This window comes from Mesorhizobium kamtschaticum (assembly GCF_056174585.1).
Window position 1 is genome coordinate 116819 of sequence record NZ_CM149691.1, and the last position, 22922, is coordinate 139740.

The window sequence follows — 22922 nt, forward strand, 5'->3', positions numbered from 1 at the left end:
TGAGGATGGGCAGCAGGCATTGCGGGAGCATATTCGCGGTGCTGCTGGCGCTGTTCTTCGCCATGATTTCATATGCGTCTCCAGCCGACGCCGGTGACGCCAGGCCGATGCGCGGCGTGGCCTTGGTCATCGGCGAGTCCCGCTACGATAATTTACCCGCTCTGCCCAACCCGGCCAACGACGCCCGTGCTGTCGACCGGCTCCTGGGCGAACTCGGCTTCGACGTCACCTCGGTCACCGACGGCGACAAGGCCAAACTCGACCGGAGCCTGCAACGCTTCGTCGAGGACGCTGCGGGCGCCGATGTGGCGCTGCTCTACTATTCAGGACATGGCATCGAAGCCGGTGGCGAGAACTATCTGGTGCCAGTCAGTGCCGATCCATCGTCTCTCACTGACGCCGGCAAAACCCTCGTACCCTTGTCTGGCCTGCTGGCCGAGTTGAAGGCCAAGGTTCCCGTCGCCATCGTGCTGCTCGATGCCTGTCGCACCAATCCGTTCCCGCCAGGCGCAACCATCACCACGGCCTCCGGCCCGGCGCCCGTCGCCGCCGCCGGGCTCAACCTGACGCGCGGAGCTGCGGCTCTTGCCGATACCACTGATGCACCGCAGAGCCTGGGCGAGGTGATCGGCTTTGCCGCCGAACCCGGCCACGCCGCGCTCGACGGCGATGCTGGCGGCAACAGCCCCTATGCAGCGGCCCTGCTGAAACATCTTGCCGCTGGCGGCTTTGCTTTCGGCGATGTGATGACGATGGTGGCCGAAGAGGTTTATGTACAGACCGGCGGCCGCCAGCGGCCATGGATCAATGCCAGCCTGCGCCGGCTGCTCTATTTCGGCCTGTCGCCGGAACAGGCGACGGGTGACGATGCCGCCATCCGCGGCGAGCACCGCAAGCTGCTGCTCACCATCGCCACGACGCCTCCTGACACCAGGCGTATCGTCGAAGCCGCCGCCAATTCAGAAGCCGTCCCACTCGGCACGCTCTATGGTCTGCTTGCGGCACTTGGCACCGATGTGCCCAGCGATCCGCGCGAGCTGGACCGACTGCTGCGCGATCAGACCGAGCATCTCAAGACCATCATTGCGGAACGGCGGGCGCTGAAGAGCACCGACGTGGACATCGTGCGCCTGTCGGATCTCGCCGAAAAGGCGCTTGCCGACGGTGCGGTGACAGCGGCGATCCAGTTTCAGCAACAGGCCAAGGCGCGCGTCGCGCAACTGTCCAAAACCGTCGATCGGGCCGAGGCCGACGTGAAAACCAGGCGGATCGAATTCGCCGAAGTCTACAGCCGCAGCGGCGATACCTATTTCCTCGCCTTCCAGCAGATGAAGGCCGCCGACGACTACCGCAAGGCGTTCGAACAGGTGAAGAAATGGGACACCGGCCTCGCCTGGCATTACAAGCTGGCTGAAGCCAATGCCATCCGCGATTACGGTACGTTTCGCGGCGACAACAATGCCCTGCAAGCCTCGATGCAAACATTTGTCGAAGCCGCCAAACTGCTTCCCCAGGATCACCAGACACCGCAATTGGTAATGACCCAGAACGATTTCGGCCTGGCGATGTATATGTATGGGGAGCGCCAGAGCGACTCCGCGTCATTGGAGCAGGCCGTAGGCATCTTCTCCAACATCGTCTCCAGCGGTATCAAACAGGTCGATCCTTCGCTCTGGGCAGAGGCCCAATCCAATCTCGGCACTACGTTGATATCGCTTGGAACGCGCAAGAGCGGACCAGAGCAATATCAGCAGGCGGCCGTGGCTTTCCGCTCCGCCCAGCAGGTCATTTCGCGGGCGCAGCAACCTCTCAAATGGGCGCTGGCACGCCGGGGCGAGGCTGACGCGGTGGCCTGGATCGGCCTGCGTGGCAATGAGCCCGACCGGTTGCACGAGGCCGTCAATGCCTATGAGGACGTCCTGACGACGCTGACTCGCGACCTCGACCCACTCTCCTGGGCTGCGGTCCAGGATAGCCTCGGCAGTGCGCTATGGGCGATTGGCGATCGGCTGGATGGCAGCGATTTCCTGCAACAGGCCGTACAAGCCTATACCGCTGCACTCAGCGAAAACACTCGTGAGCGCGTGCCTCTCTGGTGGGCTGCGGGCCAGAACAATTTGGGCAATGCGCTCAGCTCGCTTGGTCAGAGAGAGCCAGGCACGCAAAGCCTGGAGCTGGCGGCCGACGCCTATCGCAGCGCGCTGGAAGAATGGACGCGCGCGCGCGAGCCCTTCAACTGGGCAACCGCGCACAACAATTTGGGGCACACCCTTGTGATAACCGGCCAGCGCTCCGGAAACGACGCGACCATTGAGGCCGGAATTGCATCCTATCAGGAGGCTTTGAAGGAATGGACGCGTCAGAGCGCGCCTCTGCAATGGGCCTCCCTACAGGGTGGCCTCGGCGTAGCGCTGTTCGGTCTCGGCCGCGATAGGGCGGATGAAAAGCTTCTCCGGGACGCGCGGCAGGCGACGCAGCTGGCTAGGACATTCTACCGTGAGGCCGGCTACCCCCAATTCGATGGGTCTTTCAGGGATCGCCTAGCTGAGATTGACCAAGCGCTGGCCGCGCTGAAGTAGCAATTGCATTTCAACCTACCGCGAGGGGATCGAGGCTACTCTGGACGGCCACGCTTCTCGCGCTGTTGCGCCTTGGACTCCCGGCAGAAGTCGGCTGAGCGGGTCTCCGCTCAGGGAGAAAGCCGGCATTGAGGAGCCGAGTGCTTCGACTATTCGCTCAGATGCGACCTCTAGCATTTTCGCCGGCAACGTCTGCTTTCAGGCGGCGGCAAGGCTGACCGCTACCGCCGAGATGCTGAAGGGTTTCGCGTGCCGTCAGGCGTACGAAAGTCTCTCATGCAGGAACCCGCGGGCCGCAGACGATTGCCTATGGGGATTTGTGCCTCGGGGTGTGCCAGCGCCTGTCGCGAACCTCCGCATAGGATGCGGTGGGCATTTCGTGGAAGCGGCTTCCGGGGCCAGGTCGCAGAGCCTGTAGCGTTGATTCCAGCGGGATTGGTGTGCGTGACGACCGGCGCTGCGGCAACTTGCACATAACATCCCGTTGACCGGCGCCGGCGTGGCGCGGTCATACGAGCAACTTGGCCATGCCGTGTCATGGGGCGTTCTCCCGGTTCGGCGCTCTTGAGGCAGGCGGTGCACGAGGCTGGCACCACCGTTCGAACCTCTCGATGATGACCATGCGTCCGCCGCAGCAAGGGCAAGGCGGGCGGACGTCAGTCGGTTCTTCCGGAGGGTCGTCTTCGGGCGGCGGAGCGTGGGCATCGTCGGTATCTGACGCCGATGAGGACATACGTCTTGGCCGTATCAGGGCACTCTCGCGGACAGCTGCCGCTCGTCACCGATCAACACTGACAATGGCTCAAGTCTCAAGCATTCCTGCTCAGCCTACAATTTCGTCGCAGGCTGGAGACCTCAAGAGCCTCATACCCTTTGAATACATTTGCAAAATTTAGACAAACGAGCCTCGAACGATTCAAGCTCGGCCCACCCCATAAAACCAAGGGACCCAACATCTAGCCGATCACGTTTGCCGTAATCCGGGCTTCGAACGGAAAGCGGCCGAGGGCGACCCCGCGCTGGCACTCGGCCTTGTGCCAGGACGGACGTGACTCCCTTTACGCGAACGCCCATGTTTTTTTAAACTCGGGAAGGAGACGCGAGACAATGTCTTCAGCAAGACAGACAGCTCGATGCTAATTTGAATTTAAGCCGGGAGGCCAACCTTGCTGAGGCCCTCGAACAGATAGTCTATGTCGGCCTGATCGCGGAAGGGGAGCCGTCCAACATGCTCGGCAAAGGAGTATTTCGGATTGATCTCCATCAGTTCGCGCCAGACCCGGCCGGCTTCCTCGGCCTCGCCCAAATGGCCGAGCGCGACAGCGAGAAAGGCGCGGGAGAGGTCGGTCTTCGGGGCGAGCTGTATACGCTCCCTGAACAGCGCCGAGGCAGCTTCGAATTTGCCGGCCACAAGATAGGCAGAGCCGAGAAAGTGGATGTATAGCTGCTTCAACGCGGGATCGAGCCGGATGGCTTGTTCGATATGGGGAATAGCCGCGAGGGGCTGGCCGCCATAGATGTTGACGATGCCGCGCGAGTTGTGCGCCTGAGCGTAGTTCGGATTGAGATTCAGCGCCGCGTCCGCTTCAGCCGCGGATCTGGCGAGATCCTTTTTCCACAAGTAGAAGACCGAGGCGACATAGTGCACGAAGGCAACCTGCGGACTCTTCTGCAACGCCAAGCCGACATGGCGCTCGGCCTTTTCAAGCGACTCGCTCCAGCCGTCCGTCCAATGGAACTGCCAGTTGAGCACCTCGGCCATTGCGAGGCCGGCATAGGGTTCGCCATAGCTTGAATCCTGGGCGATCGCTTGCGCGAACAGGTCGGTCGAGCGCTCGAACACGTCACGGTTCCTGATGGTCCCCCACAGCGCCTCGCGCCCGAGCAGGAAAAAGTCGTGTGCCTTGCTGCTGGTCGTTTTGACAGCACCAAGCATCGCGGCTTCGCTCGGGCTCAGTTTGATCATCAGCGCGTCAACGATCCGCCGGGTGACCTCGTCCTGGACCGCGAAGACGTCGCTCAGTTCGCGATCGAAGCGGTCGGCCCAAAGGTGTCCGCCGGTTTCCGCATCGATCAGCTGAGCGGTAATCCTTACACGGTTGCCGGCGCGGCGGATGCTCCCTTCGAGCACTGAGCGGACACCGAGCTCACGGGCCACCTGCCGCACGTCGACAGCCTTGCCCTTATAGGCGAAGCTCGAATTGCGCGCGATCACCAGCAGGCCGCTGACCTTAGAGAGGTCGGTGATCACATCCTCGGTTATCCCGTCGGCGAAATATTCCTGCTCAGGATCGCCGCTCATGTTCTGGAACGCCAACACGGCGATCGAAGGCTTGTCGGGCAGCGCTAGCCGTGGCGAAGGCTTCTCCGGCACAGCGGCCTCCGCGGGTGCCGCGGGCTTGGCCTGAGCGGGGACTCCGACTTGCAGCGAATAGACTCGGACCGGATCGGCGATGTTCTTGAGTTGCACCGCGCCGCGATCGTTGATTGCGAGATCGAGCCTTGCCTTGACCTGCCAGTACGCTTGCTCGGATAGACAGATGCTGCCCGGCTCGCAAATGCCTTCGAGCCGCGCGGCGATATTGACGCCGTCGCCCATCAGATCGCCGTCGCGCTCCTCCACGACATCGCCCAGATGGATGCCGATGCGAAAGTCGATGCGGCGGTCGGGCGGCAGCCCGGCATTGCGCTCGACCATGCCATTCTGTACCTCGATGGCGCAACGCACGGCGTCCACGACGCTGCGGAACTCAACGAGGGCTCCATCCCCGGTGCGCTTGACCACGCGACCGTGATGCACGGCGATCGTTGGATCGATCAGATCGCTGCGCAGCGCCCGCAGCCGCGCCAGGATGCGATCCTCGTCCGCGCCGGCGAGCCGGCTGTAGCCGACCACATCCGAGACCAGGATCGCTGCTATTTTCCGGGTCTCACTCACGTCGTGCCCCCTCTATCCAGCCTACTGCAGCCAGATCAGTGCCGTCCTTCTCAACATAGAGCCGTTAAGCACAGGGAAGATAGCCCCGAGCCATTGGTCGGATGGTCCGCATAGGATCGACCCGAGTCGTTCGAGACAGGTCGGCGAAGCGCCAGCCGTGGTGCAATCAAGACGTCCAGCCTGTCGCTAGCCGCGTCTGCTTTCAGGCAGCGGCTAAGCAAATCTCTAGGGCCGACACGCGGCGCAAAGCTGCTCTTCGCAACGCGGCGCGGCCTTGATTCACCGCAAATGCGTTTCGACGTAGGCCTTCATGTCGAAATTGATGCTTGGACCCGGCTCAAGAACGATGGACATTGAAAAACACCGCTCGATGCGGCTACTTCTGCTCTGAAGACCAGGGGAAATTAATATATCGGTCGCGGCTGTCATAGCAGATATTTCCATACATCTTGAGGTAGGCATCGCGGCGCGCCGCGTCCGCATAAACCGAGGCTGGGTCCAGCAGATCGGCCTCGTATTGCGCGAGGTTGGCACTTGTCAGGGCTATGGGGAGGATATCCATCGCCTGCGGGATGCTTTTGCCCTCGAGCCAGTCGGCCGCAAACTGCCCCATGGCATAGCCGAAGACGGGCGAGGACAACGAGATGCTCGCCTTGTAGGGGCTGTTCCCTTTCCTGATTTCAACAACAGCTTCCGGCTCCCCATCAATTCCGCCGAGAAATTGATCAGGTCGGTCTTTGCCTGCCGCGCGTAACGCTTCCAGTGCGCCCAGCACGACCGCATCCGCGCCGAGCACGACGTCGACATCCGGGTTTGCCAGCAGGATGGTTTTCATGGTGGCGGCGCCGCCCTCCTTGGTGACTGGCTTGGGCGCGATATCGGCTACGATCGTCACGCCAGGCATCGCATTCAGGCCATCACGCATTGCCGCGAACCTGGGCGCCAGAAACTCCATCGTATCCTGGGTCAGCAGAACGACCTTGGCTTTTCCGCCCAGTTTGGTGTTGATATGGTCGATCGCTGCATCGGTCAGCACCTTGCCGGTTCGATATTGCGGAGCATTGAGCAGCAATGTTGCCGGTGGAGGCACAATAGTGCCAACAAACGCTCCCGACCAGATCGCCTGCTGAAGAGCGGGGCTGAAAGCTACTGGATCTGGAGATGTGGCAACCATGGCACCAACCTTCGCCGCAACCAAGGACCGCACCTGGGCTATCGCTTTACCTACATCGTTTTCCGCCAGAACTCTTCGATACTCCAGGTGGCGATTCCTGGCAGCCATGGACAGACCGTGGTCGACTCCCTCCAGAAAGTCGCGGTCGTTCTCCTGCACATAGGCCAGCACTCTCGTAAGGTCAGTCGGAGTGCTGCAGGAGGGTGCGTTCGGATTGAAGGTGGGAAATACCGTCCGCTGTGTTATGCCCGGAGCGCCTTCTTCGGCTCTCGCGAAAGGACTTGTCCCTGTTGTGGCGATCGAAAGCAAAGCTATCGCTGACCAGGTGGGCCATCGACCGGCAGTATTCTTCAGATCAAGCACGTTTGCCCCCCTCGACATCCACCGCTGCCAGCGACAATTGCATGTCAACGCTCGTGGTCATGTCGCAGTCAGTGTTCCACCTTGTGATAGCGCGGTCTACTCGGCAGCTATGACGCGCCGTGGCTTTGTCGAAAATACCAAATGAGCGGCGGTGCCGGGCTGGAGATTTCGATAGTCGATCTTGGCGCCCAGACTGATGCACATTGCGTTGATGATCCTGCTCCCGACACCGGTCCCTTTGGCAGGCGCGCCGTCTGCCTTTCCAACACCGTCGTCTTCAACCATCAACTCCGCCTGTTCGCCTGACAGCTTGCTGAGTCGGACGCGGATTTCTCCAACACCATCCGGATAGGCATACTTGAAAGCGTTGGTGACCAGTTCAGTAACCACAACACCGAGGTTGATGCTTGTGTCCGTTTCGAGGTCGAGGGGCTCGATGTTGTAAGACAGGCTAACACCGTGAACCTGGCTGCGCATCGATGTGCGCAGATGGTCGAGCAGCCCGGTCAGATATTCGTCCAGGTCAACCGAGCGAACGTCGGACGAGCCATACAACCGCTTGTGCACCAGCGAGATCGCAAAGATACGATCCTGGGTTTCGGCGAGCGCGTCTTTGGACGCACGATCTCCGACAGCCTTCGACTGCAGATTCACGAGAGACGAGACCAGAGCCAGGCTGTTGGCGACCCTGTGATTAACCTCCGACAAAAGCACTTCCGCCCGGTCGCGCTCCTTAGCGAGGTCCTCGGTGCGGGTGGCGACTCGTTGCTCCAGCTCGCTATTGAGCGCATTGACCTCGTCGCGCGTATTGCGAAGTTCTCTGGTGTAGCGTGCGGCGCCATAGGCAGCTCCGCCAACCACGGCGACGATGACAAATCCGCCGATTGCCGAAACGAGCCGCAGCCATCCGCTGTTGGCACGTTGTTCGGCGACGCCGGACGTAAGTCGGTCATCCGCTCGTCCAATGATGCCCGAAAAGAAAACATTGGCTTCGTCAGTCAAAGCCTTGCCCCTGTTCGTGCGGAACACTGCAAGTATCTCGGCGTCGCGCTGATCTCGTTTGAGAGCGATCGTCTGGTCTAGCTCGTCAAACTTGGTGGTTATGATTGCGGACAGCCTTTGCAGTGTGGATTCCGAATTGGGATAGGACGTCAGCAAGGTCTGCAGCGCTTGCAGGTGGCGCTGCGCCTGTACCTTGGCGGTTTGATAAAGACCCAAATATATCTCGTTCCCGGTGATGACGAAGCCGCGCTCGCTCGCCTCGGCAGTCTGCATTGCATTTCTCAACTCAACGGCTGCGATCCGCGTATCGCGAGCCTCGATCGCATTGTCGAAATAGGACTGAGCTCTCTGCCCCAGCCAGAAATTGGTAGCGACGATAGCCATAAGCGCCGCAAACCCTATCAGCAGGGAGGCGAACGTGAGTCGGACAAGGTTGCGGCTCGAAATGGGCATTCGGGCATCCCTGCCTGATTTTTGCGAAATTCGCCATCATGTAGCGAGAGCTAATTTGACCCCATTTCATCAGACATCGCCGCGCGCATGGTCGAAAGCACAAATTGCAGCCGCGAAAGTTCCACAAGCAATGAACTGATCGTGTGAGTGCTCCGAGAAAACGTCCCTGTTGATAACGTGTTTCGCTACCGCGCCTTTGATTTGCGTCAAATCGAGTGGCGGGACTGGGTCCTATGGCGCACTCGTCGCGGCCTGAAACCATGAAGCCCTGAAGGGGCTAAACGATGTCAAGACCGCCCGCGACAGTAAGGTCCAATAGCCGCGACTGGCGGTGGACTGAACTTGCTCGGTCTACTTTCCTTGCCTCATCTCAGGTTGTGGCGAAAAAGGTGCAGCCTCGCCTGCTTGCTCGGGTAGGTGTCCGCTTTTGGATGCGCTTAGGGGTCCGCTCAACGACCGAGATGAGGCGCATTGCCGCCCAGCAGCATTTGGGCCGGAGAACGAACCCGCTGCGCGGGAGGGCGCCTGCGATTGAGGTAGAGGGCACAGGCCGGGCGTCGCGCCTGCATTGAGCGTCGTCCGGCGGGGGCAGAGCATGACGGGCTTCTTCAACAAGGAGCCTGACCATGCGGCACCCCGTTCTCGATGGACCCGTCAGCCCGCTGCGCCGGCGGCTGATCGACGACATGAACATGCGGCGCTTCTCACGCGAGACGCAGCGCAACTATCTCCGCGACATCGGACGCCTGGCGACATTCCTCGGGCGCTCACCAGACACCGCTACCGCCGACGACCTGCGCCGGTTCCAGATCGAGCAGCAGGAGGACGGCGTTCCCGTGCCAACGATGAACAGCATCGTGTCGGCGCTGCGCTTCTTCTTCACCCACACGCTCGACCGCCCGGACCTGGCGCGCAGGCTTGTCCGGCTGGCGCATCCGCGCAACCTGCCCGTGGTGCTCAGCCGCGACGAGGTGGCCCGGCTGCTCAACGCCACCACGTGTCTCAAGCACCAGGCCGCATTGTCAGTCGCCTATGGCGCGGGCCTGCGGGTCGCCGAGGTGTCGATGCTGAAGGTTGCCGACGTCGACAGCGAGCGCATGCTGCTGCGCGTCGAGCGTGGCAAGGGCGGGCGCTATCGCAACGCCATGCTCTCGGAGGACCTGCTCACGCTTCTGCGGGAGTGGTGGAAGGTCGGACGTCAGCAGGGCGTGATGCACCGCGACGGCTGGCTGTTCCCCGGACAGCATGCGATGAAGCCGATCAGCACGCGGCAGCTCTATCGCATAGTCGTCGAGGCGGCCCAGGCCGCCGACATCGCCAAGCGGGTCGGGCCGCACACGCTGCGCCACAGCTTCGCCACCCACCTGCTGGAGGACGGCACCGACATCCGGATCATCCAGGTCCTGCTCGGGCATGCCAAGCTCAACAACACCGCCCTTTACGCGAAGGTGGCGACCCGGACGGTGCGTGCCGTGACGAGCCCGCTCGACAAACTGGGGCTGTTCAAGCCGGGAGAGGTCTCGCCCGACATCTGAGCCGTGCGCGCCTCGATCGAGGTCGCGGACATCTTCCGTGCTGCCGGACCCGCTTACCGGGCCGCCCATGCAGGTCACCTGAGCCTCGCCCAGCTCAAGGTCATGTCGGCGATCGAGTATTGCCGCACCGCAGCCCTTGGCGGTCACGTCGAGGCTTGCGAGGACTGCGGCCAATGGCGGATCGCCTACAACTCCTGCCGCAACCGGCACTGCCCGAAGTGCCAGGGCGCGATGGCACGGACATGGTTGGCCGAGCGCGAGGCCGACCTGCTGCCGGTCGGCTACTTCCATGTCGTGTTCACGCTGCCCGCCGAGGTCGCCGACATCGCGTACCAGAACAAGGCGCTCGTCTACGACCTGCTGTTCAAGGCGGCAGCGGAGACGATGCTGACTATCGCCGCCGACCCAAGACACCTCGGCGGGCGCATCGGTATCACCGCGGTGCTCCACACCTGGGGATCGGCGATGACGCACCATCCGCACCTGCACATGATCGTGCCGGGCGGCGGCATCGCGCCGGACGGAAGCCGCTGGATATCTTCTCGGTCGGCCTTCCTGCTTCCGGTGCGCGTACTCGGCAAGCTGTTCCGACGGCTCTTCCTCACCCGGCTGGTCGCGCTACACGACGCAGGACGGCTCGCCTTCTTCGGATCGATGGCGCACCTGTCCGCGCGGCAGGCATTCGTGCGGCACCTGTCGCCGGTCCGCAAGAAGCGCTGGGTGGTGTACGCCAAGGCGCCGTTCGCCGGGCCGGAGGCGGTGCTCGCCTATCTGTCCCGCTATACCCACCGGGTTGCGATCTCGAACCGCCGCCTCATCCGGTTCGATGAGGCAGGGGTCACGTTCCGCTACAAGGACTATCGTCGTGACGGCACCGATCGGCAGCAGGTCATGACGCTCGCCACCGACGAGTTCATCCGCCGATTCCTGCTCCACATCCTGCCACGTGGCTTCCACCGCATCCGGCACTACGGCCTGCTCGCCGGCTCCGCTCGCAAGACCAGCCTCGCACGCGCCCGCGAACTGCTGAACGTCGTTGCGCCGTCGGAGGACGACAACTCGGTAGAACCGACTGATTTCCGTCCGCCATGCCGGTGCTGCGGCGGAAGCATGATCATCATCGAGACGTTCGAACGGTGGCGACAGCCGCGCGGACCGCCGGACACCACGGCGACGAACCGGGAGAACTCTCCATGACCCGGCATGGCATGCTCCAGCCTTCAGCCGCAGGCACTCAGCCTCCGGCAACGGACCCACGCGTGTCCATGGTCATTATCGACGCCGAACGGGTCGCGTCCGGCCGCGCGACGAGCCGACAATACCGCGTGACTGAAAGGCGAAACGGTCCGTCCGCATCAAACCCGCCACTTCCCAGCGGCGGTCGCGCCATCGCCGACACCAGCCGAAAATCGAAATCCCCATAACCATCGCCTGTGGCCCGCGGGTTCCTTCCTCGGGGACTTTCGTACGCCTGCCGGCGCCCGAAACTCTTCACGGAAGCTGGCCGTCTGTTTTCGGAATGCGGGCTAGAAAGGGGATCGATGCATCCGGCATCCCGCTTTGTGATATTCGTCCTATTACTTTGATGGGCCATCATCAGGTCGTGACGTAGCAATAACTACGAAAGGTCCATCCAACTCTAATGCATGACGGACTCGCGTGGAAACGCTTGACGCTTGAGCGGTCCAGTAGATGTACCAGGCTATCTCAATGCAAACCGGCTGCCCTCGCAGCGGCTGGCGACTTAAAACAAATCAAAATCACCGAAGATCTCGTTGCGGGACAACCAAGGGATCTGGCGCCCATTGGTTTGTTCGGCGACCCGAGATTTCAGCGCGCTGTAGAGTTCGTTGACGCTTATTCTCCCATTGCCGTCGCTGTCGGTCTGGAGGCGTTGGTCAGTCAAAGCATGCTCGAATGCCACCGAAAAGCGGCCGCCGCCGATCGAAGCGGCCTCCTCACTGAACTGCCGGCCCTTGGAGGCCGATATGATGACGACGCCAGCGCCAGATTGGGTGGTGAGCAAATTCACGGCATCATCGTTAGACGCCACGTTGATCTGACCAGAGGCGCCGGCGTGGCACACATCGAGCAAAACCACCGCGCGGGCCTGGGCTTTCGCGACGCGGGACGCTATCTCGTCGAAATCGAGCGTGGTTTCTTCGATCGCTATCGTTGTTGTCGACGACAATGCGAGCCTGAGGTGGCCGTGGGAATCAAGCAGACCGTGACCCGCGAAGGCCAGCACTATGGTGTCTCCGGGTTGCGCGCGTTCAACGATATCGTCCAGCTTGGCTTTTATGGTGTCGGTGGATGCCGCCTGGTCGAGGAGTGTTTCGACTTTGACACCGCTATAGTGCGCGCTCGCATGCACGGTGGACGCCACGCGCTTCGCATCCGAGACCGCGTATTTGAGGTCACTCCCAGGCATCAAGGGGTACTTGTCGATGCCAACGGCAAGCGCGAAGAGCCGCCCTTTGCTTTTCTGGTCACGGGGGCCAAGAGTGAATTCGATCGGAGCGCTTGCCAGGCCAGCCATATCGATCGCCGTCACGGTTGCAATGCCGCTGTCGCCCAGCTCATCGGGCGAGAGGGAGACATGCGCTTGCTTGCCATTGAGCGGGACGTTCCTGACAACCCGACCATCTGCGAGCACATGCAGCGAGCGCAGGCCAGTCAAGCTGGAAGCATCCAGTCGGGCGATCTTCTTGCTGTCAGCTTCGTCGAAGGAAACCTGAAGCGATGGCGGCGTCAGCGGCGCAGGCGGCTGGCCAAGGTTCCTGCCTTGGATAACCGCGTTGGCGAGACCGGGGAAGCGAAGTTGGCTGGCAAACTGCGAAAGCAATTGCCGTCCCTGTAGCCCCGGAATCTTCAATTCCACATAGGCACTCGCATCCGGGGAGCCGTCAAAGCGGCCGCTGCCGTCCGTCACGACGAGTTCACCATCGGTCAGAATTCCACTCAGCATGCGCGTTGCGTTCGCGCAGGAGTACACTTCGACAGCGCCCCCCTTGTTGATCTGTGCTATGTTGCGCGCACCTTCCATCAGAGCCAGGCGCTCGATCGCGGCTTGATTGTAAGGCTTTGCAATGACGCAGACGGGCTTCCAGGTTTTGAGATCAAAGGCGATCAACCTGACCACCGGACGCGTCACGAGCAGAAGATAACGGCTCTCGACAACCGACACGAAACTCGATCTGTCGAAGGCGGCCTGAAGGCCGGTGCGCAAATCTCCGCGCTGGATGAGACCTGAGACACCGCCCTCCTCGGTATCCGAAATATCGGCTTCGACCGATTTGTCCGCCAACAGGTCGGCCATACGTACGTGGGCGCCATCTTCACCGAGCAAAGTGAAGCTGAAGGAATGGCTGAGCCGGCCGGATTCGACGGTCTGGGTCAGCCAGTACCTTCTGCCGCCCGCCACCCAGCGCCACGTATCGCGGCCGGGAAGGTTCATATCGATCAATGTCGGCCCGTCCTCTCCCGCGCTTTTGTCGGGCTGCGGAAAGGGCTCGGTGTTGTATCGAAGCGGTTCGTCGGCTGGCCATTTGCCGAACTTGAAGGCTTTGGGATCGTAGAATTTCGAGACTTCTCCGGCGATGTCGTTCAGTGCCTTGGTTTGTGTTCCAGACCGCAGTGCAGGAATCTCCGCTCCAGAGTCGAGCCCCAGACCGATATCCGCGCCCACCACCGACGTTGAGGTCGCAGCAATGGGCACCGCGCTGCGCACATGGAAATCACCCGCTGACATGGCAACATCCTGGTCGGAACCAGTATCCTTCCCCGTCTGGGTTGGTTCCGTGGAGAATTCGATCGGGCGCTTGGGCTCGTCGTCGGCTCCATTGGATGCTTCGGGAGCGTCATCCGACGCCTGGCCGTCGGCGTCGTCTGCCGCCGCTTCCGCGGCTCTCATGCGACGATAGGATTCGCTGCTGTAATAATCGTAGCTGCGCCTGATCGTTTCATGCGCGTTCCAGCCGGCCATCGACGGCTCCCGAACTCCGAACGCAGAGGCAAGAGTTGAATCAAGTTCGGTTCTGGTCGTGGTCTTGATCATTGCGTTCCCGCGACAGAGATCGATGACCAACCCATCCACCACGTCGCCGGGCTCCTGATAATCGTGCGCGCCAAGGCTCCAGCCAACGAATGCCATGACGCCACCCTCCAAAGACAAATCGAAACGCCAGGCCTCGCTTCCGGCTGTAAAGGACAACCCGAGCGCACCTGGATCGATGTCTTCCGATGTGGCGTCGATCCCGCCGTCCAAAGGATCGTTTGGCAAGGGGCTATCATCCTGCCGATAACTCGTCAGCAGCGCCACTTTAGGCGCAGAGTCGATGCTCTCGCGCGCGCCATGCAGGGTGCGAATGATTTGCATGTCGGCTCCCCATTCCTGGTCGAGGTAGAGGAAGCTGTCGGCGTGGCTCCAGTACATCGCAACGCTTTGAAAGCGCCCGATCCTGCGCTCTGCAACCAGATCGAACACGTCGCTGATTTGTGCCTCATCCGTGACGACGGACAGGAAGCGGCCGGTTGGAGAAAAAGTGGGCTCGTGACCGGTCGTCTGCAGCACGATCTCGCCGGTGGAGATGTTGCGAACCTCCACAAAACCCTGGAACACGGTTGCTCGAAATGGTCCTGCGCTGGGCGTGATCTCCTGATCCGGTTTTGTGTCGTTGAATTGGTTGCTGGCGACGAGCTGCGGCGGTCCGGGCAGGACCTCGATCGTCCGTTTGCCAGACAGTTCCAAAACACGCTCGCCACAGCTGTCAGCCTGCACGATGGCCCATTCAACGCTCATCTCGCCTGCTCGATAGGGGATGACGTCAACCTCGCCAGCCGTTTTCGAGAAGCGGGTGTGGAGCGGCACGATGACCCTTGTGCGACCCTGTCCAAACTTCATGCGGTAGGGTCCCTGCGCACCGGCCGCAAGCGCGAAGAAGCCAGTCCCCTCGAACCGGACGGCCTCAGGTGTCAGGACGACGAGATAGGCAGGAACGTCGAATGCTGTCGTTCCGCGAGGGGCAGAACCATTCAGCTTCCAGTGAAACGCAACTGGTTTGCCAACGACTGATTTGTCGGACCAAGGCGTCGCGTCAAGACTTCCGGGAAATGTCGGCCAGCCGACTGTACAGTCCTGGCTTTCGGCGTTGGCCTCGGCACGTGCGGTCTGGATTGTCGAGGTGATCAGGAGGACTATGAGAACGATCGTGGCGGACCACTGAGCCAAAAGCTGCAAAGACCGCGAAAGCGCGCGCATTGAAATCTCCCCCGGTCAATCAATGCACGGACATCCATTTTTTGACAACGGGATATGCGGTTGAAAGACTTAGATGGCCAAATGTGACTGCCGGTTCGCGAACCTGTCGCGGTCTGAAAACAACGTCCAGGCAATATCACCAAAGGCGGCCCAGCAGCACATCTCGGACGTTGCGGAGCCGCGGGGGACCTCGAAGGACGATTTCCAGACAGGCCATTCAGAGTCTCCCATATGGATATCATTGGGGCGGAGCGATTTAACTGGACATGGGTTGCCTCTGCTTGCGAATATGAGGCGGGGCTAAATTAGTGGCGGGCGAGCGACATGACTGTGCGCTTCGGGTGGCTTTGCATTTTTTCAGGGGCCTTTTTGCTTGGCTGCACGCTGGTGCATGCCGAGACGCGCGCGCTTGTCGTCGGCGTATCTGGCTATCCGAACCTGCCTGAAGCCATCCACCTCGTCGGACCGAAGAACGATGCCCGCGAAGTCGCCAACACGCTGGTTCGCCTCGGCGTGCCGGCCGGGGATGTCACCGTTCTGGCTGACGGGGTCCGGGGTCTGGCCGACGGCGTGTCGGCGCCAGGTCCCGGCACGAGACAGGCGGTTCTGGCCGGCCTCGATCATCTCGCCGATACGGCGCGCAACGGTGATCTCGTCATCTTCTATTTCTCCGGACACGGCTCGCAACAGCCGGACCTGAACGGCGACGAGGAAGGCGGCTTCGACCAGATTTTTCTGCCCTATGACATCGGCCGCTGGAATGGCGAAGCCGTCGACCATGCGATTGTCGATGACGAACTTGCCGTGCGCGTCCAGCGCATTCTCGACAGGGGCGCGGACTTCTTCGGCATCATCGACGCCTGCCACTCCGCCAGCGGCTTTCGCGACATTGCAAGCGACGACGCGCGGGCGCGCGGCGTCGAGCCGGCGGACCTCGGTGTGCCCGAAGCCACGGATACGGCCGGGCGGTCGATTGCGCTGGAGCGCAAGGCGTTGCCCAAGGGGCGGGGCCGCGCCGCCTTCTTTTATGCCGCCCAGACGACCGAAGTGGCGCTGGAAAAGACACCGAAGCGTGCTGCCGATGGCGAAAGCTACGGCGTCTTCACCTATACGATGTTGAGCCGGCTCAATCAGACGCCGGACCTGACCTACCGCACGCTGCACCAGGCCGTGGTCGCCGACATCAAGCGCAACACGCTGATGGCGACGCAGACGCCGGACCTTGAGGGCGATCTGCTGGACGAGCCGGTGCTCAGGCTGAGCAACGCCTCCGCGATCCGGCAATGGCCGATTTACGCCGGAGACCTCGAGGCCGGCCAACTGGACGGCCTCGACAACGGTGCCATCCTGGCGCTCTACGCAGACCCCACTGCCGCCGAAGCCGTCGCCTACGGTGTCATCGAGAACGCAGGCGCCACCAAAAGCACTGTCATGCAGGTCGCCTGGCCATGCGCCTCTGCGGCCGCCAAGAGCGGCTCTTGCTCGTCCGAGCCCGATGCCGCAGCGTTCAAGAAGGGGCGCTTCGCGCGTGTCGTAGAGCCGGGCGTCGATCTCTCGGTCACGCTCTCGCAGCCTGTCCGGATAAACCCGGCCGATGGCAAGGACTATGCGCCGGCCATTGCGGCTCTGCGTTCGGCAATTGGCTCGGATGCACTCTCCAAACGCGTGTCGATGCGCTCGGGCGGCTACGACATCGCCGTTGCGCTTGTCGACGGCAAGCTGGCTTTCTCCGCCACCGGCGGCCAAATCGACCAGAACGGACCGGGTTCGTCGCCTCGCCTGACCTTGCCGGACAATCCAGCCGCAGCGGTGTCCACAGTCGCCGCCGCCATCAACCGCATTGCCCGTGCGTTGGCGCTGCAACGTCTGGCCGGCAGCGAGGCCGGACAAGCCATCGGGCTCGAATCGCAGGTGCTTATTGCCCGGGCAAAACCTCAGGCCATTGCTGGCAAGTCGTGTTCCGACGATCGCGCCAGCTACGAGGCGCCGGTCGAAGTGGAAGCCGCGCCGCGGCTTGGCGATTGTGACATCATATCGGTTAAGATGCGCAATACGGGAGCGAAACCGGCCGATGTCACCGTACTGCTGATCGGCCAGGATTTCTCGATCACCACGCTGTGGCCCGCCGAGGCCACGATCAACCGGATTGCCTCCGGCGACGAGAAGAACGCCGACATTGCGCAGATCGATCCAGGTTCGGCAACAGCCAGCGACGAGCGCCTGGTCTTCATCGCGGTGCCGGGTCTCGGCAAGGCGCACACGACGTTCGACAATCTTGAGCAAGAGGGCCTTCGCGATGCGTCGCCAAGCGACGCCACGACACCGGCCATGGCTGAACTGCGCGATCTGGTTTCGACGAGCCTCAACGACATGACGCAGAGCTCGACCAGCAAACCGCCGCGCATCGAGGAGGAGATGTCGATCGATATCAGGCCCTTCACGACGGTGACGGGAAAGTAGCTGCTGCCTTGGCGGCAGGAAGGAATTGGCGCGGGCCTGGCCGGCGCCTGCAAGGGTCCGCAAACTGGTTTCGCTGCGAAGGGAGGCGGCATCGGATTGGGGAAGCGCCGGGGAAACCGATGGATAGCCGGCGGGGGTAGTGAAACCGACACAACAGAGGACTGACATTATGATGAAGAACCTGCTTCTAGCCGGCCTGCTGGCTGCCACCAGCCTGACGTCCGGCGCTTCATACGCGGAAGACAAAAAGCCCGACATTTCGGCCGCCCAGCAGGCCGAAGGCCGCCAGATCCTGGAGACTGCACGAGCTCTCGAAAGTTATGGCGAAGCCAAGGGCGACCCGCTCGCGCTCGTCACCTCCGCCAAGATGGTGGCAAGCGTCCCCGGCCGCGTTTTGGCCGACGGCCAGACAGGCGACAAGGGTGCGAACTTCGATATCGAAACCGTGCTCAAAAAGGCCGAAGGTCTCGCCAAGGGCGACGAGTTGATCACCAAGGTGGCGGCCGACGTACGCACCATGGCCAAGGCCAACTCCAAGGCCGTCTGCTACTGGCAGTACTACTGCTACTGGAACGGCTACTGCGAATACGCCTACTACTGCTATTGATCCCCAGAACGCAAAATGGCCCTTGCGGCTTTGCTGCAGGGGCCATTTTGCTGGGCGGGAGGGCATGGAAATGGCCTTTGTACCTCCCATGCGAAGTCATGGTTCGCCCACGTGAACCTATCTCGAAAGGTGTTCGACCTCCAAATTAGGTCGACTTTTTGATATCAAGATTAGAATTACGCGCACGGAGGGGCATGGCCGGCCGGATCGGGTCTAGTCGGGCAGATGGCCGGTTTCCGGAACGGCGACCGGCATCATGAGTGGCCGATATTGGGCGCAAAACTGACGTGGTAATGTGAATTCATTCAGCACCGTATATCTGCCGGCGCTATATGTCAGCGCAAGAATCACGCAAAAACGATGCGCATATCAAAAGAGCCGTTTACTATGGGTTTCAGCTCCCTGGCCCGGCGGTATATATTCATTGCGCGTAGTGAAGGTATGCTTTTGGGGATTTCTGTCACTGGAGAGATTATGCGATGCAGCGCTCCCCTCACTATGCCACCCGCCCGGAAGGACCCGCGATTTTTGTGATTCCTACTTGAGGTCGCGCCGAATGGTGTCGAAGCTCGGGGCTTCTCCGTTGCAGAGATGCGGGCCACAGAAAGCCACGGGTCGAGGTGAGGCAGTCGTGTCAGGTTGGCATCGTATTTGCTACGGTTCTTCAAATAGTGATCGGCGTCAGCGAGAAATGCCCGGACGAAGCTACGGATCGATTTATGTTCGGCGTAGCGTGGCACGTTTCTCCCTCAAGTGCCGGAGACGGTAGCCTCGTTCACCTTGCCTTTCACCACTGCTGTCAGGAATGACGCTGACCACTGACAACAGCCGAGCGGCTACCTCTAATGCACGGCCATCATCGGTGCCAATGAAGTGCGCCGCGATTTTGCGAATGTGGGCGCGTGCGTTCTCGATGCCCTGCTGGTTAAGCGGAGGCGGAATAGGGTCGCCATAGGAGGGACGATTGCCGGCCGGACGGCTTGAACGATCAAGCATGGTCGGTCACCATTGCCGTAACCGGTATGAGAGTGGTCACGGCCGGGTCACGCTCTTGGTTACGGCCTCTGGTTACGTCTAACTTATCGGTATGTATATATAATGTAGAAAGCGTGACCAGAAAGATAAATAAAGCCCCCCATAGATGGGCAACCTCATGCCCAGATGTGTGCGTATTCGCGCCCTCGTCTCTATGTCTATGTTTTGCGGGAATTCCGGTTACGCTGGTCACGGTGGCAAATAGACAAATGTTTTCAATCGCTTCGACGTGACCAAAGCCGTGACCAAACCGTGACTGAAACCAGATTCATCCGTATTTCGCACTTTGTAGTCCTCCGACGTCGATGGTCCGATACTTCGTGGGCGAGCCAGGAAACCGCATGGTCTTCTTGCCGCTCGGCGCCACCGCAGGATGTCCGTCCAATGTTTTGAGGTTGAAGGGCGTGCCGTCGAATAGCTTCATCGCCTGATAGTGCGTATTCGAGACATGAAGGAGCGTGCCGCCGGCATCTGCGTCGGCTCGCATGCCGAGGCGATAGAGGGCGTCGGCATAGCCGTCGCGGGCCTCGGCTTTGCCGGCGACGGCCAAGCGGATCAGTTCTTCGACGGTCTTTTCTTCACCGTGTTCGAGACGGATGATCTTTGACAGGAGGTAAGACACCGCGCCGTGGCTGTCTTCTTTGGTGTGATTTCCCTCGATGGCCGCGCCGAGCCAATCCTTCCAATCCTCGATTTTCTGCGCTGCTTGATCGCGGTCGACCGGCCCGCTACTCGAAAGGCTGTACCATCCCGCCATCGGCGCCCCAGTGTTTGCCCGAGGCGGGGGTCGCCGGTTTTCCGTCCTATTGCGCCGGCGAAAACGTGTGCATTCCCCTTTATGACTTTCGCCAAATTGAGTGTCCGCTGCAAAAGGCGTCGGCTAAATTCCTCGGTGAGCAGGCTGTCCAGATCGATGCTAAGTTCGGCAAAATCTGCTGACCGCTGCTTCCGCTCGGCTTCGGTGGCGTTTGGGCGGGGGCCATTGATGTGAAGTTTGACCGTTCTCGATTCGTCGGCCTTGAGCTTGATCGCAGTGTCGATTGAGGCAAAGCAGAAGACGGAGCGGACATAAAAATACTGCGACTTACCGCCCGCGCTGCCCTTCACGATGGGCGCGGAGTTAGACGAGGATTGCCGAGCCAGTTCAATGACGTTTTCCAGCCGCTTAATCGCTGCGTCGCCCTGGGCCTCGGCTTCGTCGAATATAACTGGCAGGGCATCACTGCTAAGCGATTGGCGAATGCCTGCCTCGGTGCTCGCACCCTGGACTTCCAGTGATACGCCGCCCAAGAGGCGCCCGACGACATTCTTGATAATTGTAGATTTTCCGGATTTGAACGGCCCGGTGAGCCAGATATGGGGACGCCAATCGAGCATGCCGCATATCGGCGCCACGACACACCATCCAGCGAGAAGCTTCCCCATGTCCTTGGACTGCCAGTCGAACCGCTCAATCAAGTATGAAAGTTGCCTGGCCTCCGAGGCGGCTAGCTGCTCACCCTCACCAAGCTCAATAGGGATGCCCTGTTCATAGATTCGCGTGCCTGACACGCTCAGAGAGGCCGCCGTGCCATCAACAAGCAATCGGTCGCCGAGGTGGGCGACGACGCGGCCGCCATGGAGATAGACGCCACGACCGAACCTCATCGCCGGGTTGAACTTGCCACGATACATACAAGCCTGCATGCATGCGTTAATCGCGGCCTGCCAATCGACGCCCGTCTTCGCGCCGGGGAATTCGGACTCCCACCATTGCAGCTTGGCAAGGCGCATCATGTTCGAAGATGACAGTTGCGAGGCGGTAAGCGAGATCACTTGCGCCACGTTGGCGGGCTGAAAGAACAGCGTGGTTTCATCGACCCCGAGGCACCGGAAATGAGGCTCGCCGAACGTGGCAAGCGGGTGCTCAACCTCGTCGTCGTTCCAGCCGGCGGCGCGCTCGACATGGTCCGCCTGGCCATGGTCTTGGTCGTCCGGGTGATAGCAGCCGCCGTCATCCTCGGCCGGCGGTGGCGTGTTGTCGTCTCGGGCCGGCGCCGAGTTGAGCACGGCGTTGATGACTTCGCGGACCCGGTCGACGCCGTATTTTTGGGCGAGGTCATCGAAATCGGTCAGGTCGATATCGGCGGCGTCGAACTCGGGGAACGCCACCAAACCGTTGACAGCTTCGGCCGCTTCCCTGGCCTTGGTGAGGCCCGGATTCATCCTGCCGTCCGGCATCGGGGTAAGCCGGTCATTGTCCGCCGCGAACAGCAACCGCGCCTCGGGGAACTTGGCCCGTATCGCCTTGGAAACGGCCGCCAGGTTGCCGGCATCGAAAGCGGTTATGGTGAGGTAGCCGGTCGCTTGGTGGACTCGAGCGGCGGTGCTGTAGCCCTCGGCGATGACGATGACGGCGCCGGGATCTTCGGAGCGCTTGCCGATCGGGTGATAGTTCCCCTCTTTCGCGGTACCTTTGAGAAAGCGTTTCGTGCCGTCATCGCCGATAAGCTGGACGCTCACTAGCTCGGAGGCCGGCGTGTACACCGGCACGACAAGGGAACCGGCGCGAGCGGTTCGGGGCGCTTCCTCGGGGTCGATGGTGTAGCGAACCGCTTTCTTGAGCCTGCGAAGGCCAGGGAACGGTGGCAGGCCCTTTTTAGCGAGGTACGGGTGCGAGGCCGGCGCCTTCTCTGTTTCCGCCACAATGAGCTTTGCAGCGGCGGCAGCGGCGGCGTGCAGCGCAGCGCGCTCTTCGTCGCGCTGGCGTTGCGTATCGATCATGCGTTGTTTCAGGGCGGAACGTTCCGCCGCTGTCATTGTCGTCGGCCGCTTTTCCGTCCAAGTATCTTGAACGCCAGTTTGCAGGTCGCCGAAGGCGCCAGAGGCCGGGGAGTCGGCGTGAAGAACATACCAGACATGCTGGTTTTTGGCCTGCCTCTTCCCTTGCGCATTGGCCCGGTGGATCTTCCCGTCGCAGATCGGGTGCTTGCCGGCCGTGTCCATGTGGACGCCGGCCGAGCCCATGGCCTCTAAGAATTTGGCCTCAATATCGGCCGGTCGGATGCCGCCGGATGGCAAAACGTTTGCGTTATGCAAACGCGCATCTGACGCGGTAGGGGGCGCCGCGACTTGCTCGCCGGCCCGATTTTCTGTATCTAATGACAAGGCTACACCGCCTGAATTCGAAATGAGAATGCAAAGCCCGCCGGTTGCACCCAGGCGGGCTTTTTGCGTTCAGGCGGCGCGAGAGGAAACAAGCTGGACGTAAGCTCGCAGATCGCCAACCGAATAGGAAACCTGTCGCCCCATCTTACGGGATTTTGGGCCATCACTCCGGGTGCTGCGCCAGACGCGAAGAGTCAGCGGAGAAATGCGCACTCCCATCGCAAGCAGAAATCGCGCGGCTTCCTCGGTAGTCAGCAAAGCGACATCCGGCATGGCCGAGGCTTTTTCGATCTCGGCGGTAACATTATCGTAGTCCCGGCCGAGGCGTGTTCTTTCCATTTGCATTGTCTGATTCCACCGCTTGTTTAA

The 22922-nt window shown here is 61.2% G+C and carries 12 protein-coding genes and 1 pseudogene; 5 read left to right on the forward strand and 8 right to left on the reverse strand.

From position 1 onward, the window contains the following. Positions 1-5: 5 nt before the first annotated feature. Entirely contained in the window at positions 6-2579 is a 2574-nt protein-coding gene (locus AC0V7N_RS00610; protein WP_475453801.1) for a caspase family protein, read from the forward strand. Between the two features lie 535 nt (positions 2580-3114). Here the strand turns inward: AC0V7N_RS00610 and AC0V7N_RS00615 are convergent. The 4 genes and pseudogenes from AC0V7N_RS00615 to AC0V7N_RS00630 all read right to left on the reverse strand — a co-directional run. Beyond that, positions 3115-3276: pseudogene (locus AC0V7N_RS00615) on the reverse strand (IS91 family transposase); the annotation flags it as partial. Positions 3277-3726: 450 nt separating this feature from the next. Further along, positions 3727-5517, reverse strand: coding sequence for an adenylate/guanylate cyclase domain-containing protein (locus AC0V7N_RS00620; protein ID WP_475453802.1), 1791 nt, complete (start codon positions 5515-5517; stop codon positions 3727-3729). Between the two features lie 376 nt (positions 5518-5893). Further along, positions 5894-6862 carry a sugar ABC transporter substrate-binding protein gene (locus AC0V7N_RS00625; RefSeq protein ID WP_475453804.1) on the reverse strand — a complete coding sequence of 323 codons (969 nt, stop codon included), beginning with the start codon at positions 6860-6862 and terminating at the stop codon, positions 5894-5896. A 288-nt stretch (positions 6863-7150) separates the two neighbouring features. Next, positions 7151-8509 (reverse strand): sensor histidine kinase, encoded by a 1359-nt coding sequence (locus AC0V7N_RS00630; RefSeq protein WP_475453805.1) that lies wholly within the window; start codon positions 8507-8509, stop codon positions 7151-7153. A gap of 626 nt (positions 8510-9135) precedes the next feature. On the opposite strand from AC0V7N_RS00630, the gene AC0V7N_RS00635 reads away from it, so the two are divergent. Both AC0V7N_RS00635 and AC0V7N_RS00640 read left to right on the forward strand, forming a co-directional pair. After that, positions 9136-10044, forward strand: a complete 909-nt coding sequence (locus tag AC0V7N_RS00635) for a tyrosine-type recombinase/integrase (RefSeq protein ID WP_496627643.1) — start codon at positions 9136-9138, stop codon at positions 10042-10044. A gap of 3 nt (positions 10045-10047) precedes the next feature. Beyond that, positions 10048-11241 (forward strand): IS91 family transposase, encoded by a 1194-nt coding sequence (locus AC0V7N_RS00640; RefSeq protein ID WP_475453809.1) that lies wholly within the window; start codon positions 10048-10050, stop codon positions 11239-11241. Between the two features lie 547 nt (positions 11242-11788). Here AC0V7N_RS00640 and AC0V7N_RS00645 read toward each other — a convergent pair. Further along, entirely contained in the window at positions 11789-15304 is a 3516-nt protein-coding gene (locus tag AC0V7N_RS00645; RefSeq protein ID WP_496627644.1) for a caspase family protein, read from the reverse strand. A gap of 324 nt (positions 15305-15628) precedes the next feature. Here AC0V7N_RS00645 and AC0V7N_RS00650 point away from each other — a divergent pair, with 324 nt between their 5' ends. Continuing rightward, positions 15629-17764, forward strand: coding sequence for a caspase family protein (locus AC0V7N_RS00650; protein ID WP_475453812.1), 2136 nt, complete (start codon positions 15629-15631; stop codon positions 17762-17764). A gap of 169 nt (positions 17765-17933) precedes the next feature. Continuing rightward, on the forward strand, positions 17934-18371 hold the full coding sequence (locus tag AC0V7N_RS00655) for a hypothetical protein (protein WP_475453814.1): 438 nt from the start codon (positions 17934-17936) through the stop codon (positions 18369-18371). Positions 18372-19674: 1303 nt separating this feature from the next. On the opposite strand, the gene AC0V7N_RS00660 is transcribed toward AC0V7N_RS00655, so the two are convergent. The 3 genes from AC0V7N_RS00660 to AC0V7N_RS00670 all read right to left on the reverse strand — a co-directional run bounded on the left by AC0V7N_RS00660 (position 19675) and on the right by AC0V7N_RS00670 (position 22898). Further along, on the reverse strand, positions 19675-19956 hold the full coding sequence (locus AC0V7N_RS00660; protein ID WP_496627645.1) for a hypothetical protein: 282 nt from the start codon (positions 19954-19956) through the stop codon (positions 19675-19677). Between the two features lie 5 nt (positions 19957-19961). Further along, positions 19962-22484: a hypothetical protein gene (locus AC0V7N_RS00665; protein ID WP_496627646.1), complete on the reverse strand. Its 2523-nt coding sequence runs from the start codon at positions 22482-22484 to the stop codon at positions 19962-19964. 138 nt (positions 22485-22622) lie between these two features. After that, entirely contained in the window at positions 22623-22898 is a 276-nt protein-coding gene (locus AC0V7N_RS00670; protein ID WP_475453817.1) for a hypothetical protein, read from the reverse strand. Positions 22899-22922: the final 24 nt, after the last annotated feature.

Bases quoted from the DNA above. Each gene is read 5' to 3' on its own strand.
- AC0V7N_RS00655 (WP_475453814.1), top strand. From the start codon at position 17,934: ATGATGAAGAACCTGCTTCTAGCCGGCCTGCTGGCTGCCACCAGCCTG.
- AC0V7N_RS00610 (WP_475453801.1), top strand. From the start codon at position 6: ATGGGCAGCAGGCATTGCGGGAGCATATTCGCGGTGCTGCTGGCGCTG.
- AC0V7N_RS00635 (WP_496627643.1), top strand. From the start codon at position 9,136: ATGCGGCACCCCGTTCTCGATGGACCCGTCAGCCCGCTGCGCCGGCGG.
- AC0V7N_RS00650 (WP_475453812.1), top strand. From the start codon at position 15,629: ATGACTGTGCGCTTCGGGTGGCTTTGCATTTTTTCAGGGGCCTTTTTG.
- AC0V7N_RS00670 (WP_475453817.1), bottom strand. From the start codon at position 22,898: ATGCAAATGGAAAGAACACGCCTCGGCCGGGACTACGATAATGTTACC.
- AC0V7N_RS00645 (WP_496627644.1), bottom strand. From the start codon at position 15,304: ATGCGCGCGCTTTCGCGGTCTTTGCAGCTTTTGGCTCAGTGGTCCGCC.
- AC0V7N_RS00630 (WP_475453805.1), bottom strand. From the start codon at position 8,509: ATGCCCATTTCGAGCCGCAACCTTGTCCGACTCACGTTCGCCTCCCTG.